General features: G+C 62.1%; 16 protein-coding genes. 10 read left to right on the top strand and 6 right to left on the bottom strand.

The genetic code is table 11. From position 1 onward, the window contains the following. Positions 1 to 57 precede the first annotated feature (57 nt). From EWH12_RS13700 to repC, 3 genes are read right to left on the bottom strand one after another with little or no spacing between them, the layout of a single operon-like run. Complete coding sequence (locus EWH12_RS13700; protein ID WP_129926943.1) at positions 58 to 1278, bottom strand: relaxase/mobilization nuclease domain-containing protein; 1221 nt, start codon at positions 1276 to 1278, stop codon at positions 58 to 60. Further along, positions 1275 to 1862, bottom strand: coding sequence for a ribbon-helix-helix domain-containing protein (locus EWH12_RS13705; RefSeq protein ID WP_129926944.1), 588 nt, complete (start codon positions 1860 to 1862; stop codon positions 1275 to 1277). The genes EWH12_RS13700 and EWH12_RS13705 overlap by 4 nt, the downstream gene beginning before the upstream one ends. Continuing rightward, a complete protein-coding gene (gene repC, locus EWH12_RS13710; RefSeq protein WP_129926945.1) occupies positions 1859 to 3037 on the bottom strand; it encodes a replication initiation protein RepC in 1179 nt (392 codons plus the stop codon). Before repC ends, EWH12_RS13705 begins: the two co-directional genes overlap by 4 nt. A 430-nt stretch (positions 3038 to 3467) precedes the next feature. On the opposite strand from repC, the gene EWH12_RS13715 reads away from it, so the two are divergent. Continuing rightward, the gene (locus EWH12_RS13715; RefSeq protein ID WP_129926946.1) at positions 3468 to 5684 is read left to right on the top strand and encodes a S9 family peptidase; all 2217 of its coding nucleotides are present in this window, start codon (positions 3468 to 3470) and stop codon (positions 5682 to 5684) included. A gap of 12 nt (positions 5685 to 5696) precedes the next feature. Here the strand turns inward: EWH12_RS13715 and EWH12_RS13720 are convergent, their stop codons facing one another. Continuing rightward, a complete protein-coding gene (locus tag EWH12_RS13720) occupies positions 5697 to 6407 on the bottom strand; it encodes a class I SAM-dependent methyltransferase (protein ID WP_129926947.1) in 711 nt (236 codons plus the stop codon). Between the two features lie 140 nt (positions 6408 to 6547). Between EWH12_RS13720 and EWH12_RS13725 the strand changes: the two genes are divergently transcribed. The 7 genes from EWH12_RS13725 (at position 6548) to EWH12_RS13750 (ending at position 12209) form a co-directional block, all read left to right on the top strand. Then, the gene (locus tag EWH12_RS13725; protein ID WP_129926948.1) at positions 6548 to 7573 is read left to right on the top strand and encodes an aspartate-semialdehyde dehydrogenase; all 1026 of its coding nucleotides are present in this window, start codon (positions 6548 to 6550) and stop codon (positions 7571 to 7573) included. A 45-nt stretch (positions 7574 to 7618) separates the two neighbouring features. Next, positions 7619 to 7900 carry a FitA-like ribbon-helix-helix domain-containing protein gene (locus tag EWH12_RS13730; RefSeq protein ID WP_207212405.1) on the top strand — a complete coding sequence of 94 codons (282 nt, stop codon included), beginning with the start codon at positions 7619 to 7621 and terminating at the stop codon, positions 7898 to 7900. After that, positions 7882 to 8031 carry a hypothetical protein gene (locus EWH12_RS22255; protein ID WP_165363630.1) on the top strand — a complete coding sequence of 50 codons (150 nt, stop codon included), beginning with the start codon at positions 7882 to 7884 and terminating at the stop codon, positions 8029 to 8031. The genes EWH12_RS13730 and EWH12_RS22255 overlap by 19 nt, the downstream gene beginning before the upstream one ends. Positions 8032 to 8068: 37 nt before the next feature. Beyond that, positions 8069 to 8296 carry a type II toxin-antitoxin system VapC family toxin gene (locus EWH12_RS13735; protein WP_129926949.1) on the top strand — a complete coding sequence of 76 codons (228 nt, stop codon included), beginning with the start codon at positions 8069 to 8071 and terminating at the stop codon, positions 8294 to 8296. Positions 8297 to 8369: 73 nt separating this feature from the next. Next, positions 8370 to 9143: an alpha/beta fold hydrolase gene (locus EWH12_RS13740; RefSeq protein ID WP_129926950.1), complete on the top strand. Its 774-nt coding sequence runs from the start codon at positions 8370 to 8372 to the stop codon at positions 9141 to 9143. 53 nt (positions 9144 to 9196) lie between these two features. Next, the gene (locus EWH12_RS13745) at positions 9197 to 11029 is read left to right on the top strand and encodes a M2 family metallopeptidase (RefSeq protein WP_066602005.1); all 1833 of its coding nucleotides are present in this window, start codon (positions 9197 to 9199) and stop codon (positions 11027 to 11029) included. Positions 11030 to 11060: 31 nt separating this feature from the next. Next, complete coding sequence (locus EWH12_RS13750) at positions 11061 to 12209, top strand: GGDEF domain-containing protein (protein WP_129926951.1); 1149 nt, start codon at positions 11061 to 11063, stop codon at positions 12207 to 12209. 5 nt (positions 12210 to 12214) lie between these two features. Here the strand turns inward: EWH12_RS13750 and EWH12_RS13755 are convergent, their stop codons facing one another. Continuing rightward, positions 12215 to 13669: an AMP nucleosidase gene (locus EWH12_RS13755; RefSeq protein WP_066602010.1), complete on the bottom strand. Its 1455-nt coding sequence runs from the start codon at positions 13667 to 13669 to the stop codon at positions 12215 to 12217. 93 nt (positions 13670 to 13762) lie between these two features. After that, positions 13763 to 14245, bottom strand: coding sequence for a peroxiredoxin (locus EWH12_RS13760; RefSeq protein ID WP_066602012.1), 483 nt, complete (start codon positions 14243 to 14245; stop codon positions 13763 to 13765). Between the two features lie 144 nt (positions 14246 to 14389). Here EWH12_RS13760 and EWH12_RS13765 point away from each other — a divergent pair, with 144 nt between their 5' ends. Beyond that, a complete protein-coding gene (locus EWH12_RS13765; RefSeq protein WP_129926952.1) occupies positions 14390 to 14950 on the top strand; it encodes a YqgE/AlgH family protein in 561 nt (186 codons plus the stop codon). A 127-nt stretch (positions 14951 to 15077) separates the two neighbouring features. Next, positions 15078 to 16496, top strand: coding sequence for an adenosylhomocysteinase (gene ahcY, locus EWH12_RS13770; protein WP_066602017.1), 1419 nt, complete (start codon positions 15078 to 15080; stop codon positions 16494 to 16496). Positions 16497 to 16535 lie beyond the last annotated feature (39 nt).

The following is a 16535-nucleotide window of genomic DNA, read 5'->3' on the forward strand; positions in this document are numbered from 1 at the left end:
TGGGACGATCTCTGTCGAACCGCATGGATGTCGGCTCATTGCGAGCGCCGCGAAATCTCAGCGGCTTGGCCCCTCTATATCCCGTGCCCGGTCACGCGCCCGAACTTGGCGCACAGCTGGATGCCGGTCGAGAATCATCTCCTCCAGTCGTTGTGCCTGCCGAGATAGCCGTCCAGCAGCGCCCTGCGGTTTCGTGCTTCCGATTTTTTCGGCCGAATCCTTCGTCAGCTCATTGAGTTTTGCCGTTGAAGCTCTCAACTTGTCCGCTGCTTCAGCAAGCTGCGCTAACCTAACTGCCGAGTTCTCGGGCATAAGCGGCGACGCAACCTCGCGATCAGGTGACGTGATCGCCATGGCTGCGATCAGCCCACGCAACGCCTTTGCACAGGAAAGCTCGGAGTTTCCTCCATGACGTTCAAGTTCTTCGACCGCTCGCATGTAAATTGACGTTACCCGTTCCGTATTCTCCGCGCGGTATTGATCGAAGGCAGTCCTAGACCCAGCCGATGGCCTTTGCTGCCGTTCGCGGGCCTTCTGAGCCGCAATGTCTTCCCGCCTCGGTGGAAAACCACGCGCCGCACGCCGGGTCGCGTCTGCTTCAACACCGCGCGAGCGAAGGTTCTCGGCAAACCGCTCGCGGCAATGGGCTAGAAATTCGCGGTCGGGATTGAAACGGCGACCGTCCTGGTCCCGGTTGGCGACGATCAGGTGGACATGGGGATGCGCCTCATCGGTGTGCAGCACCATGACCCACCGACGGTTGACCATGTCTTGCTCGGCGAACTCCTTGACGGCCTCACGAACGATGGCGGGGTCTGTGCCGGGAGGCATGGAGAATACCATCGCCAGCGCCGTGGCTCCTTTTCTCCGCGTCTCATCGGACATTTCGTGGAGTTGCCATTCGCGGGCCAATTGCTGCATCTCGTCCGCCCGCGCAAGCAGTTGGCCTTCACTGGTTTCCAGCGGAAGAGGCTCCTGATCGGTCACTCCCAAGCGGGCAACATAGGTGAAGGCGCCCAGCACGCTGCCCGCCCCATGGATGCGCCCGGTGATCTTCACCACGGTCTGCGGAACACGCCGCGTCGTCCGCTCCAACGCCTCCATCGCTCGCTGGCTTCGGTTGGCTGGTGGTCGGAAATTCTCTCCTCTGCCTGACAGCATGGCACGGGTGAGTTGCCCATTGCCCTTTCGATCGACCTTGCCGCGCCGCGCAGCAGGCGCACCCTGTATCCGCTCCAACCCGTCCAGCGTTTCGTCGGAAAACTGGAAGCCCCTCATGCGCCGCGTTTCCCGATTCGGGATGCCCGCTTGCCGCCCCCGATCCAATAGCTGACCTCCGCCGCTGTGATGCTGGATAGGTCGAACGTAGCTGTTGCGATGACGGTCGATAGTCGATCCTCCATCCCGATCACCGCCTGCGCAGCCAGCTCGATCGGGACAGAAGCGTCAGGCCGGTTGGCGGCATTCACCGCCTTCACCGCTTGATTGAGCGAGCGCCCGATTGCGCGAACCTGCACGGCCAGCTTGAGGATGGATTGCGCGCTCGCTGGCACCAACCGAAGTTCCCCCGCTCGGTCCCACAATTGCCAGCGTATCGTCCGCTTGATCCATTGCGCGCGGGTCAGGCCCGCCTGCTGGGCGACGGTTTCCATTGCCGCAACCTCCTCGGATGGAAAGCGCATGGACACCAGTTTGGACGGGCAAGTGAACGCCGGAACATCGCGGATTTCATCGGGCCGTTTTTGCAGGGCGTCGATCAGCGCGCGTTTGATCCAGGCGCTGCGCGTCATCCCAGCAGCCTTCGCCAGCAGGTCGATTGCTTGGGCAAGATCATCCTCGATCCTGAGGCCAACCGGCGTCATGACAGCCTCGTGCAGCGAGCATAACGTGCAGCCATTTGTCCGAAAATGCTGTCGGTTATGCTATCCTGCGCATTTCCAATCTCACTCCTCCCCGTCTTTCTCCCTTCGTTCTTTCGGTCGCGGATCGCGGCGACCATCCCGGCAAGGTTCATCGTTCCGGCCAAGGTAGATTTCACCATCCCCGCCAGACACCCCGCAGGTTTGCGGGCGTGGTAGCGATGGCCGGAGGACAGGGCGGCATTGCGCTGGATGATGATGACGCAAAGGGCCGCATGTTCACGTCCAAGACGAGCGCAGGCGGACTGCCACGACCGCTGACCAATCCCCATCTGAATAGCCATATGGAGCGACGTTTCGACAATGCCGGACCATGTGGTTCCGCCAAACATCGCAAGAGCCTCACGATACTCGTCGGTAGCGATCAGGGCAGCCTGCTGGGGTGACATGCGCAGGTCGGGCGTTTGCGACGGCTCCCCGCTGCTACAGGTTTTTGAAGATTGTTCTGGTGGTATATTGGGTGCGCAATTTTCTTCCGATCCATCGGAAATTTTCTGCGCACCGGCACCATCGCGAAGCATGGTCAGGACTTCCGCCAAGGCATCCCTGATAGCCGTCAGCCGGTCGAGGTCCGTGATGCGCGCCGTGCGACCATGCGGCAAAATTTCGTCGGCCATCGTGCGCAGGTTCATCTGCTCACTCGAACGAATGGCGCGATTGATCTGGCGGATATCGGCCTTGCACTGATCGACCGCACGATCGCGCAATCGTATCGCTTGCAGCTTGTCCTGCAATTCGTGGAAGCGGAGGATCAGCGGAGCGAGATTGATGCCCGACGCCCAGATGACCCGACCATCACGCCGCTCGCCATAGCGCGCACCGTTGCCGCCCGTGGAGCGGATCAGGAAGCCCGCATCTTCCAGCTCCCGTTCCGCGCCATTGATTGAGCGCGGCGTGAGGCCGATCGCCCGCGCCGTGGTCGCCACCTGTGACCAGACGGCGCAGACCCGGCCCTTGCGGTAATCCTCATCCGATGTTCTGAGGACATAATGGCGAACCAATGCGATGGCGGTCTTCGACAGCCGATAGTGGGATTTGGCAACCTGTTCGAACACGGACAGCAAATCGAAGCGACCACAGTTCTCCGGCAGGCCCGAATGGGTCAGGGCGATGCTCATGATGCACCTCCCGACAGCGTATGAGTTGCGCGGCTGAATCCGTTGAGATATGCTCGACGAATAGCCGCACAGCTATGCAATCCGCCGTCGCAAAGGGTGCCAGCCCTTTCGACGGCTTTTTCATTCCAGCCCTGACCTTCCCAGCGTTGCAACTGATGTTCCGAGTGGACAGCAGATGGACCGCAGCGGTTACGATATGAAGGTTTTAACTGCCAATCGTCCGGTACTGAAACCGCAGTTATCCGCGATTTTAGGCCTGAGTGTGACCCTTCACACGGGTGGGGTCGCAGGTTCAATCCCTGCCGCGCCCACCATGATCCAGGCGATCATGGCAGGACAGATAATTTCCCGGCATTGATCTTTTCTAATGTGTGGCGCTAAATCCGCGCTATCATTCGGTGCGTTTGCGCGCCGACCGGAAAGGACAATTATGCCCCCCTATCTGAAAGCCGGCGCGGCCTTTGGTGCGCTGCTGCTCTCCACACTTCCCGCCAGCGCGCAGGAACAGCTCACGCTGGAGCGCGTGTTCGCCAGCCCCGACCTGGCCGGGCCGCTGCCGCGCGCGCTGAAATTGTCGCCGGATGGATCGTTGGTGACGCTGCTCAAGCCCCGCGCCGACGAGAAGGAACGGCTCGACCTGTGGGCGATCGACAGCAAGACCGGCGCGGAACGGATGCTGGTCGATTCGAAGAAGGCCGGCAGCGGCGCCGAGCTTTCCGAAGCGGAGAAGATGCAGCGGGAGCGCGATCGGAGCGTCGCGGGGAGCACGGGCATCACCAGCTATGACTGGGCGCCTGACGGCAAGAGCCTGTTGGTGCCGGTGGATGGCGACCTGTACCTCGCCGGACTGGACGGGAAGGTCATGCGGCTGACCGATACGCCCGACGGCGAACTGAACGGCGTGGTCAGTCCCAAGGGCGGCTTTGTGTCCTTCGTGCGCGGCGGCAATTTGTTCACCCAGCCGATCGGCGGCGCGGAACGGCAAGTTACGCAGGGTGCCGGCGACACGCTGAGTTGGGGTACGGCGGAGTTTGTGGCACAGGAGGAAATGGACCGGCGCACCGGTTACTGGTGGTCGCCCGACGATGCGCGGATCGCGGTCGCCCGCGTCGATGAAAGCCCGGTCGGCATCGTAACCCGCACCGCGATCGGCGGCGAGGGGACGAAAGTCTATCAACAGCGCTATCCCGCCGCCGGCACGCCCAACGCGATCGTGGACCTCTATGTCATGAAGCCCGATGGGTCGGGCCAGGTGAAGGTCGATCTGGGCGCGGAGAAGGACATCTACCTCGCCCGCGTCGATTGGTCGAAGGACGGCAAGACGCTATATGTGCAGCGGGAGAGCCGCGACCAAAAGCGTCTCGACCTGCTGGCGGTCGATCCTGTTACGGGCAAGGCGCGGGTGGTGCTGACCGAGACGGCGAAAAGCTGGATCAACCTGTCGAACAATTTCCATGCGCTAAAGGACGGCAGCTTCCTGTGGTGGTCGGAAAAGAGCGGCCATGGGCATCTCTATCGAGTGCGCGGCGCGAAATGGACCGCGCTGACCAGCGGCGACTGGGAAGTGCGCGATGTCGTGGGCGTGGATGAGGAGAAGGGGCTGGTCTATTTCACCGGCAATCGCGAAACGCCGCTGGAGCAGCAACTATATGTGACGGCCTTGGCCAAGGCCGGGCAGGCGCGGGCGCTGACGGCCAGGGGCTGGTGGAACGACGCTGTCATGGACGGCGCGGCGAGCCGGGTGGTGGTGACGCGCCAGAATAGCGACCAGCCCAAGCAGGTCTATCTGGCCGACAGCAGCGGCAAGCAATTGCAATGGCTGTCGGAAAATGCGCTGACGGGCAGCCACCCCTATGCGCCCTATGTCGCGGGCCATGTGAAGACGGTGTTCGGCACGGTGAAGGCGGCGGACGGGACGACGCTGTACACCAAGATCATGACGCCTAAGATGGAGGCGGGGAAACGCTACCCGGTGTTCATGATCCATTATGGCGGTCCGGGCGGCGGGCGGCAGGTGACGAACATATGGTCAGGCGCGCTCAACCAATATCTGGTGGATCGTGGCTGGATCGTGTTCGCCATCGACAATCGCGGTACGCCTGATCGCGGCAAGGCGTTCGAGGATCATCTGTATCGCGCGATGGGTACGGTCGAGGTGGATGACCAGTTGAAGGGCGTGGAGTGGCTCAAGGCGCAGCCGTTCGTGGACCCTCAGCGGATCGCGACCTATGGCTGGTCCTATGGCGGCTATATGTCCTTGAAGCTGCTGGAGAAGGCGCCGGGCGTGTTCGCCGCGGCGGTGGCGGGCGCGCCGGTGACCAAATGGGAACTTTACGACACCCATTATACCGAACGCTATCTGGGCCAGCCGCAGGACAAGGCCAGCGCCTATCCCGCGTCGGGCGCGGTGGATGAGGCGGTAAAGATCGCCGATCCGCTGCTGCTGATCCACGGCATGTCCGACGATAATGTCGTGTTCGACAATGCGACCGCGCTGATGGCGAAGATGCAGAGCGCAGCTGCGCCGTTCGAGATGATGGCCTATCCGGGTCAGACCCATCGCGTCGGCGGGCCGGGCATCAGCGTCCACCTGTGGAAGACGATCGGGCATTTCCTGGCTGAACATGCGGGTGGCCCGGCCGATTGATGACGCCAGACGCTATCGCCAGGCGTGGAAGATCGCCCGGCGATAGCGGTCCTTTTTGCGGAATGGCATCGCCAACTTCCGCCAGCCCTGATTGTCGAGCGCTTCGGGCAGCACCTGGAAACGCGAATAGCCAAAGCGCACGCACATTTCGCGCAGCGCCAGGATGTTGGGCGCCCAGAAATTGGTTGGATCGCGGTCTAGCTCCAGTTCAGTGAACAGGCGCATCGCGGGCACCGGTTCATGTCGCAGCGCCGTCACCGTTTCGATCACCAGATGATCGCGGCTCATCGCGGCGGCGGCCTCCAGCGTGCGATAGGGGTCGGTGACATGATACAGGACGCCCAGCAGCAGCACCATGTCGAACTGGCCAAGGTCAGCGACGCGATGGTCGGCGACGTCGAGGTCGCGCGAGCGGACCTGCGACCCGAAACGGGCGTGGGCATGGTCGAAGCCCCGCTTGTCGCCCCATCCCTGACCCGACCAGCAGAAATGGTCGGTCGCCAGCACTTCGGCCGCGCCACGCCGTTCGGCCTGGAAGGAAAAGAAGCCGTCCCACGCGCCGATATCGAGCACGCGCTTACCGGCCAGTGGGGTGGGAAAGATCAGGTCGGCTTCCTCCTGCAAGGATTCCAGCGGCTTGATGCCATCGACACGCGCACCATCGGGAAAGGCGAAGCTGTGAAACCATTGGTCGGGCAGGGGCGGCAAGGAGGTGAGCGACATGGAGCGGGCTGATACTTTCAGTTATTCTGCAAACAAGAAGAGGCTTTTACGAACGGACAAGCCCTTCTTTCTGGACAACGCGCCCAGTATCGCTATGGCGCCAACTCCGCAATATTTCCGTTGGAGTGGAGTGTTTAGTCATGGGTTATAGGGTCGTCGTCGTTGGTGCCACCGGTAATGTGGGCCGCGAAATGTTGACCATTCTCGCCGAGCGCGAGTTCCCGATTGACGAGATTGCAGCGGTCGCATCGTCGCGGTCGCAGGGCCTGACCATCGATTTTGGTGAGACCGGCAAGACCATCAAATGCCAGAATATCGAGCATTTCGACTTCACCGGATGGGATATCGCCCTGTTCGCCGCGGGCAGCGGCCCGACCGAAATCTATGCGCCCAAGGCGGCGGCCGCCGGTTGCGTCGTGATCGACAACAGCTCGCTCTATCGCATGGACCCGGACGTCCCCCTGATCGTGCCTGAAGTGAACCCGGACGCGATCGACGGATACAAGAAGAAGAACATCATCGCCAACCCCAACTGCTCGACCGCGCAGATGGTCGTGGCTTTGAAGCCGCTGCATGACGCCGCGAAGATCAAGCGCGTGGTTGTCTCGACCTACCAGTCGGTGTCCGGCGCGGGCAAGGCGGGCATGGACGAACTGTTCGAGCAGAGCCGCAACATCTTCGTCGGCGATCCGGCCGAGCCGAAGAAGTTCACCAAGCAGATCGCCTTCAACGTGATCCCGCATATCGACGTTTTCCTGGACGATGGGTCGACCAAGGAAGAATGGAAGATGGTCGCGGAAACCAAGAAGATCCTTGATCCCAAGGTGAAGGTCACCGCGACGTGCGTGCGCGTGCCGGTGTTCGTCGGCCATTCGGAATCGATCAACATCGAGTTCGAGAATGAGATTTCGGCGAAGGAAGCGCAGGATATCCTGCGCGAAGCGCCGGGCATCATGCTGGTCGATAAGCGCGAGGACGGCGGATATATCACGCCGATCGAATGCGTGGGCGATTTCGCGACCTTCATCAGCCGCGTGCGTGAGGATTCGACGATCGAAAACGGCATCAACCTGTGGTGCGTCAGCGACAATCTGCGCAAGGGCGCGGCGCTGAACGCGGTGCAGATCGCCGAATTGCTCGGCCGTCGCCACCTCAAGAAGGGCTGATTCGGCTTCCTTGCCGCCATGCTATCATCATGATAGCATGGCGATATGGGCCAGGTGCTGATCCGCAATCTCGACGATGATGTCATCGCGGCGTATCGCGAACTGGCTGTGCGCAACCAGCGTTCGCTGGAAGCGGAATTACGTGATGCTCTGACGCGCGGAAAGCCGATGACGGGCGAGCGCCTGAGCGGCATGTTGGCGCGGCTGGAAACCATCCGCGCCATTACGCCAAAACTTGTGCGGCAGACACCCGCTGAAGATTTGCGCCGGGATGACGATCGTCCCTGGTGCTGGTGGTGGATACCAGCGTGGCGGCCCGCTGGGTGATCGGCAGCGCCGATTCCGTGCGGCCCGACGAAACAGCCATTGCACTGACGCTCTTGCCCCGACGACTGATGGCGCCCGACCTGTTGGTGCCCGAATTTGCAAAAGTCATGTGGAAGAAGGTGCGCGCGTAAAATCGATGCGGCGCAGGCGCGGGAAGCTGTCGCCATATTGCCCGACATTATCGATCTGATCCCGACGGCTGGCCTTGCCGATCGCGCGATGGAGATCAGTCTGGCGCTCGATCATCCCGCCTATGACTGCTTCTTTCTTGCTTCGGCCGAAATGCTGGAAACGATGCTGATGTCGGCGGACAGAAAATTGGTCCGCCGTTGCGCCGACACACCCTTTGCCCGTTTGATCGCAGGTTTGACAGATCGACCATCCTGGTCCGACTGACAGATTGCGCTCTTGCCCCGCCGGGGATGACGCCATATCGGCGAGGCATCCCAGCCCAAGAGGAAATGCCCCGATGACCGACCTGCCGATCGAACGCCATGAGATCAAGGGTTTCGACGGACTGCCGATCGCGGTGCATATGGTGGGGGCCAAGACAGAGGGCGCCCGCGACCTCGTCCTGATCCATGGCTATTTCTCCAACGCCTTCACCAACTGGATCCGCTACGGCCATGCCGCAAAGCTGGTGGAGGCGGGTTTCCGCCTGATCCTGCCGGACCTGCGCGGCCATGGGGAAAGCGCCAAGCCGCATGATCCCGCCGCCTATCCGGCCGATGCGCTGACCGACGATAATCTGGGGCTGATCGCGCAACTTGGCCTGACCGATTATGATCTGGGCGGCTATTCGCTGGGCGCGCGGACGACGGTGCGGATGCTGGCGCGGGGGGCCACGCCACGGCGCGTGATCCTGGCGGGGATGGGGCTGCGGGGGCTGGTCAAGGCGCTCGACAATGGCGGCTATTATCGCGATGTCCTGACCAACCTCGGCACGTTCGAGCGGGGCACGTCGCAATGGATGACCGAGGCGTTCCTGAAGACCACCAAGGGCGATCCGGTGGCGCTGCTTCATATCCTCAACACCTTCGTCGATACCGACGAGGCGACGATCGCGGGTTTCCAGCAGCCCAGCGTGGTGATCTGCGGCGCGGACGACCGCGATAATGGCGTGGCGCAGGAATTGGCCGAGATATTGCCGGATGGACGCTATGTCGAAGTGCCGGGCAACCATATGAACGCCGTCACCCGCAAGGAATTGGGGCAGGCGATGGTCGATTTTCTGACCGCTTGACTGTATCGCCAAGCCAAGTCACCTTCCCCGCCATAACCGATCAGGGGATATCCATGAAAATCGTTATATCGATGGCCGCGCTTGCGGCCGCCCTCGTTGCTTCGCCGGTGATGGCGCAGCAGTCCGCGTCCGCGAACGCAGCCGCCACGCCGACCGCGGCCGAAGCGGAAGCCTTTTTGACCAATGCGGAAAAGACCCTGTTTGACCAGTCGATCGTCAGCGGCCGGGCGGCGTGGATCAACGCGACCTACATCACCGACGATACCGACGCGATGGCGTCCTATTTCGGCGCGATCGATACAAAACAGCGGGTCGATTATGCGCTGGAGGCCGCGAAGTTCGCGACCGCGCCGGGGCTGAGCGAGGAAACCAAGCGGCGGCTGACGCTGCTGCGCACCGCGTTGACCCTGCCTGCGCCGACGACGCCGGGCGCAGCCGAGGCGCTGAACGATCTCGCGACCAAGCTCCAGTCCGCTTATGGCAAGGGGAAGGGAACGCTCAAGGGCCAGCCGATCAACGGCAGCGATATCGAAGAGCAGATGGGGGAGAACCGCAATCCCGAAGAGTTGAAGGAAATGTGGGTTAGTTGGCACGACAATGTCGGCGCGCCGATGCGGACCGACTACGCCAAGCTGGTCGGCATCGCCAATGCAGGAGCCAAGGAATTGGGCTTTGCGGATACCGGCGCGATGTGGCGATCCAAATATGACATGCCCGCCGACGATTTCGCCAAGCTGACCGACAAGATCTGGACGGAAGTGAAGCCGCTCTATGACGATCTCCATTGCTATACCCGCACCAAGCTGAACGAAAAATATGGCGATGCGGTGCAATCCAAAACCGGCCCGATCCGCGCCGATTTGCTGGGCAATATGTGGGCGCAGGAATGGGGCAATATCTATGATGTCGTGGCGCCGGCGGGCGCAGGGGATCTGGGCTTCGACACCACCGACTTGCTCAAGACCAAGGGCTATGACCCGGTCAAGATGGTTAAGGCGGGCGAGGGCTTCTATAGCTCTCTGGGTTTCGAGCCGTTGCCGCAGACATTCTGGGATCGGTCGCAGATCACCAAGCCGCGCGACCGCGAGGTCATCTGCCACGCTTCGGCCTGGGATCTGGACAACAAGAACGACATCCGCATCAAGATGTGCACCAAGGTGAATGGCGACGATTTCGTCACCATCCATCATGAACTGGGGCATAATTATTATCAGCGCGCCTATCAGGTGCAGAAGCCGCTTTATCTGGACGGCGCCAATGACGGCTTCCATGAGGCGATCGGCGATTTCGTCGCGCTGTCGATCACGCCCGACTATCTGGTGAAGATCGGCCTGCTCGACCCCGCCAAGGTGCCGGGCGCGGACAAGGACACCGGCCTGTTGTTGCGGCAGGCGATGGACAAGGTCGCGTTTCTGCCCTTCGGCCTTCTGATCGACAAATGGCGCTGGGGCGTGTTCGACGGATCGATTCCGCAGAACCAGTATGAAAAGGCCTGGACCGACCTGCGCCTGCAATATCAGGGCATCGTCCCGCCCGTGTCCCGCGACGAGACGAAGTTCGACGCCGGCGGCAAATATCATATTCCCGGCAACACGCCCTATACTCGTTACTTCCTGGCGCGGGTGTTGCAGTTTCAATTCTATGAGGCGGCGTGCAAGCAGGCGGGCTGGAAAGGGCCGCTGCATCGCTGTTCTTTCTATGGAAACAAGGCTGTAGGCGCGAAGCTTGACGCGATGTTGCAGATGGGCGCGTCAAAGCCCTGGCCCGATGCGCTCCAGGCCTTTACCGGCAGCCGCGAAATGTCAGGCAAGGCGCTGGTCAATTATTTCGCGCCATTGCAGAAGTGGTTGATTACGCAAAATAAAGGCAAGTCTTGTGGCTGGTAAGCCGGAGTAAATCTTGGTAAATGGCTGCCGCATGAACGCGGCAGCCATTCTCCTATCCCTGTTATTCGGCACCGCTGCCGTCATGACTGTCGCGCTGACTGTGGCGTGGCTGCATTTCGGGCGGCAACGCCATGTCCTGACATGGACCGCCTCCTATGCCATGGGCATGGTGCAATGGACGGCCAATGCCTGCGGCTTTTTTCTGAAAAGTCCCGGCTGGTTCATCGTCACCGGCGTGGGATTGATCATAAGCGGATCTTTGCTGGCCATAGGTATCCGCCAAAGATCCGGCAAGCCTTTGCGATTGGCCGGTTTCGTTGTCCCGGCTATGCTGGTGATCCTGGCGATGGCCTTCGCCATCGGCCCGGTCGGTAGCCAGATCATGCAGGGCCTGATCATTCCCGCCTATGTCGGCGGGTTGCTGGCGGTCAGCGCTGCGTCGCTCTGGCCCAGGGATCGGTCTTTGACGCCCCCGGAGCTGGTATTCTTCCTCGCTTTGCTGGCCTTCGTCATCGTCCAGTTCGCGTTGGCGGGGGCGGCCATGCTGATTCGCGGTCCCGAAATCGGCAAGGATCTCTACCGCCTGATCTTCAGCATCTTCATGCCGACCATCTATGTGGCCACCGCCGTCACGGCGGTGCTGGTGGTCGCGGGCGACCTGGCCCAGCAACTGCGCACGCAGATGCGCCACGATCCGCTGACCCAGGTGCTCAATCGCCGCGGACTGGACGAGGCCGCGGGTCGGGCGATGGCCCTGGCCCGGCGGCAGAGCCTGCCGCTGGCGCTGGTCGTGTGCGACCTCGACGGGTTCAAGGCGCTGAATGATGGCCATGGCCATATTGCGGGCGACCAGGCGCTCAAGGGATTCGCCCAACTGCTGACCAGCGCGGTGCGCCGCGGCGATGTGGTGGGGCGGATGGGCGGCGACGAATTCGGGCTGCTGTTGATGAACAGCAGCGCCGCCGCCGCTGCCGAGGTGATGGAGCGGGTGCGCGTGGAAGTGGGCCATCTGGCGCTGCCGGGCTTTCCCGACGTATGGCTGCGCGCCAGTTTCGGCGTGGCCGAAATGACCGCCGCCGACACGCAGTTGGAGGATATGGTCGCACGGGCGGACGCGGCCCTTTATGCCGCCAAGAAGGACGGCAAGGACCGCATCAGCATCTGGCAGGAAGCGGCTTAGATCACTTAACGGAACGGCGGTTCGTTAAAGGCGCGCAGCTTGCGGCTGTGCAGCTTGGCGCCTTCCTCGCGCAGCAGTTCGCAGGTCATGATGCCGACGCGCAAATGGCTGGCGATGGCTTCTTCGTAGAAGCGATTGGCCTGCCCCGGCAGCTTCAATTCGCCATGGATCGGCTTGTCGGACACGCACAGCAAGGTGCCGTAGGGGACGCGGAAGCGGTATCCCTGGGCGGCGATGGTGGCCGATTCCATGTCGATGCCGACCGCGCGCGAGAGGCTGAAGCGCAGGGCGGAGCTGGAATAGCGCAATTCCCAGTTGCGGTCGTCGGTGGTGACGACGGTGCCGGTGCGCAGGCGGCGCTTGAAATCCTCCGGGTCGCCCTGTCCCAAAACGGCCTCGGCCGCCTGCGCCATGGCGACCTGCACTTCGGCGATGGCCGGCACCGGAATTTCCGGCGGCAGCATTTCGTCCAGCACATGGTCGTCGCGCAGATAGGCGTGGGCCAGCACATAGTCGCCGATCCGCTGGCTGGGACGCAGGCCGCCGCAATGGCCGATCATCAGCCAGGCTTCGGGACGCACGACGGCCAGATGGTCGCAGATCGTCTTGGCGTTGGAGGGGCCGACGCCGATATTGACCAGAGTGATGCCGCTGCGGTCCGGCGCGATCAGATGATAGGCCGGCATCTGATGCCTGCGCCAGGCGCTGTCGGCGATCATCCGCGCCGGATCGGCGGTTTCCGGGGTCACATAGACGCCGCCTGCGCCCGACAGGGCGGTGTAGCGGCTCCCCTCCTGCTGCAATTCATCGCAGGCCCAGGCAACAAATTCATCGACATAGCGGTGATAGTTGGTGAACAATATGTAGCGCTGCACATGGTCGGCCGGGGTGCCGGTGTAATGTTTGAGGCGCGCCAGCGAGAAGTCGGTGCGCAGCCCGTCGAACAGGGCGAGCGGCCGGTCTCCGTCGGCATCGGGAGTGAAGAGTCCGTCGGCGATCTCGTCCCCGATCTCGGCCAGTTCGGTCGCGGGGAAATGGCGCGCCAGTTCAGTCGGCGGCGTGCCGTCGAGCGCGCTCATGTCCAGCCCGTCGAGCACATAGGGGAAAGGAATCTGCTGTTCGCTCAGTCCCGCTTCCACATCCACGCCATAGTCGCGGACGAGCAGGTCGATCTGTTCGGCCAGATAATCGGCGAACATGGCGGGTCGGGTGACTGTAGTGGCGTAACGGCCCGGCTTGGACAGGCGGGCGAAGGAGCGGCCCGGCGGCGGCGCGTCGCTGTCGCCATGATAAGTGATCCGCAATTCAGGATAACAATAACGCCGGTCGGCCTTCGCGGTCGCCGACGGGACGCTGCCGTCGCGAGCATAAGCGCGCATGGCCTCGCGCAGATTTTCGATGGATGTCCGGTAAATACGGTCAAGTTGCGTGACCGTTGCGCTGCCGATGCTTTGTGTCATCGCCCCCTGTTACCGTCTTTGCATGACGGAAGGAAGACGCCGCGTGCAAGATGCGCAGCAGACCTGAAATCCGCTGCGCATCTCGCTGAAAAATCAGAGCTGTTCGAGCATATGTTCCGCAGACGAAACCTTGAAGTCGCCGGGTGCCTCCACATTGAGTTCCGCGACGACGCCATCCTTGACGATCATCGAGAAGCGCTGGCCGCGCTGGCCGAGGCCAAATTTACTTCCGTCCATGATCAGGCCTACCGCTTGCGCGAAATCGCCATTGCCGTCGGCGAGCATCGTGACCTTGCCCTCCGCGCCAGCCGATTTGCCCCAGGCGCCCATTACGAAGGCGTCGTTGACCGCGGTGCAGGCGATTTCGTCCACGCCCTTGGCCTGCAGCGCTTCGCTCTTGTCAATGAAACCGGGCAGATGCTTGGCCGAGCAGGTCGGCGTGAAGGCGCCTGGTACCGAGAAGATAGCGACGGTCTTGCCGGCGAAATACTCGTCTGACAGCACTGCTTCGGGGCCGTTCTCCGTCATCTGGGTGAAGGTGGTGCTGGGAAGGCGATCGCCCTTGGAAATGGTCATGTCTGTCTCCTGGCCTAATGACGGGCGGGAGGTCGGCGCTGCTAGGGCCGCTGTCAAGACGCGGACCCACTTATATGTCACGACGCCCCGTCGGTGCGACCATGTGTCCTTGGCAAGACGCGGCGGCGGGCTATATTCAGTATCATGACCCAGACGCGCTTTTATGGCGGGCATTTTCTGCTCGCCCTTCCCGGCATGGCGGACATGCGGTTCGATCATTCGGTGGTGGCGCTGTGCGTCCATGACGAAGAAGGCGCATTGGGCATTGCGGTGGGCGAGGAGATGGAGGGCATCACCCTGCGCGAACTGCTCGAAAGTTTCGATATCAACGGCAGCCAGGTGTCCGACATGCCGGTACTGCGCGGCGGCCCGGTCGAACCGCGGCGCGGCTTCGTGCTCCATTCGCTCGACTGGGGCGGGCAGGACATGGTGCATGTCGGCGGCCGATGGGGATTGTCGGGATCGCTGGATATATTGAAGGCGATCGCGGAGGGCCGTGGACCAAGCCGTTACCTCGTCGCGCTGGGCTATGCCGGTTGGGGCGCGGGACAATTGGAGCAGGAAATGCACGGCGAAAGCTGGTTCCTGGCCGATGGCGATGCCGACCTGCTGTTCGATGTGCCGACCCGGCGCAAATGGGCGGCGGCCTATGCCGCGGCGGGCGTGGATGCGTCGCACCTCGTCTCCGGCGCGGGGTCTGCCTGAGTCAGGGCACATAAAGAAATCTTTATATAAGTTGCCATGCGCATCGCCCATTGGTAAAGCGCATCGCATCGCCGCCGCTCGGCATGTCGCTGGCGGGGTTCCATTCTAAGCTGACGGAGATACGCTCGTGGCCACCGCACCCGCCACTCAGGCGCAGGATTATGTGATTGCCGACATCGGCCTTGCCGGCTTTGGCCGCAAGGAAATGGACATCGCCGAAACCGAAATGCCCGGTTTGATGGCGTTGCGCGCGGAATTTGGTCCGTCGCAGCCGCTTAAAGGCGCGCGCATCACCGGGTCGCTGCACATGACGATCCAGACCGCCGTGTTGATCGAGACGCTGACGGCGCTGGGCGCGCAGGTACGCTGGGCGACCTGCAACATCTATTCGACGCAGGACCATGCCGCCGCCGCGATCGCCGCTTCGGGCGTACCGGTCTTCGCGATCAAGGGCGAGACGCTCCAGGAATATTGGGACTATGTCGAGCGCATCTTCGATTGGCACAGCGATGAATCCGGCGTCTGCAACATGATCCTGGATGATGGCGGCGACGCCACCATGTTCGCGCTGTGGGGCGCGCGGGTCGAGGCCGGTGAAGAGCTGTTCACGCCGACGAACGAAGAAGAGGAAATCTTCTGCTCGGTGCTCAAGCGGGTGCTGGCCGAACGTCCCGGTTTCCTGACCAAGACGGTCGCCGCCATCAAGGGCGTGTCGGAAGAGACCACCACCGGCGTCCATCGCCTGTATGAACTGGCCAAGAAGGGCAAGCTGCCCTTCCCGGCGATCAACGTGAACGACAGCGTCACCAAGTCGAAGTTCGACAACCTCTATGGCTGCAAGGAATCGCTGGTCGACGCGATCCGTCGCGGGACCGACGTCATGCTGGCGGGCAAGATTGCCTGCGTCGCGGGCTTCGGCGATGTCGGCAAGGGGTCGGCGGCCTCGCTCCGCAACGGCGGCGCGCGCGTCCTGGTGACAGAAGTCGATCCGATCTGCGCGTTGCAGGCGGCGATGGAAGGCTATGAAGTCGTGACGATGGAAGAGGCCGCGCCGCGCGCCGACATCTTCGTCACCGCGACCGGCAATGAAGGCGTGCTGACCGTCGATCATATGCGCGCGATGAAGAATATGGCGATCGTGTCGAACATCGGCCATTTCGACAGCGAGATCGAGATTGCCGGCCTGGCCAACATGAAATGGACCGAGATCAAGCCACAGGTCGACGAAGTCGAATTTCCCGACGGCAAGAAGATCATCGTTCTGTCGAAGGGCCGCCTGGTCAACCTGGGCAACGCCACGGGCCACCCTAGCTTCGTGATGTCGGCCAGCTTCACCAATCAGACGCTGGCGCAGATCGAATTGTGGACCAAGAGCGAGCAGTATGGCAACGACGTCTATGTCCTGCCCAAGCATCTGGACGAGAAGGTCGCCGAACTGCATCTGGAAAAGCTGGGTGTGAAGCTGACAAAGCTGAGCCAGCGCCAGGCCGATTATATCGGCGTGCCGGTGGAAGGGCCGTTCAAGCCCGATCACTACCGCTACTGAGCCGAGAGGCCCGCAAGCGACATCGAAAGGGGCAGGCGA

Origin of the sequence: Sphingobium cupriresistens (genome assembly GCF_004152865.1) — a bacterium.
Taxonomy (GTDB): Bacteria; Pseudomonadota; Alphaproteobacteria; order Sphingomonadales; family Sphingomonadaceae; genus Sphingobium; species Sphingobium cupriresistens.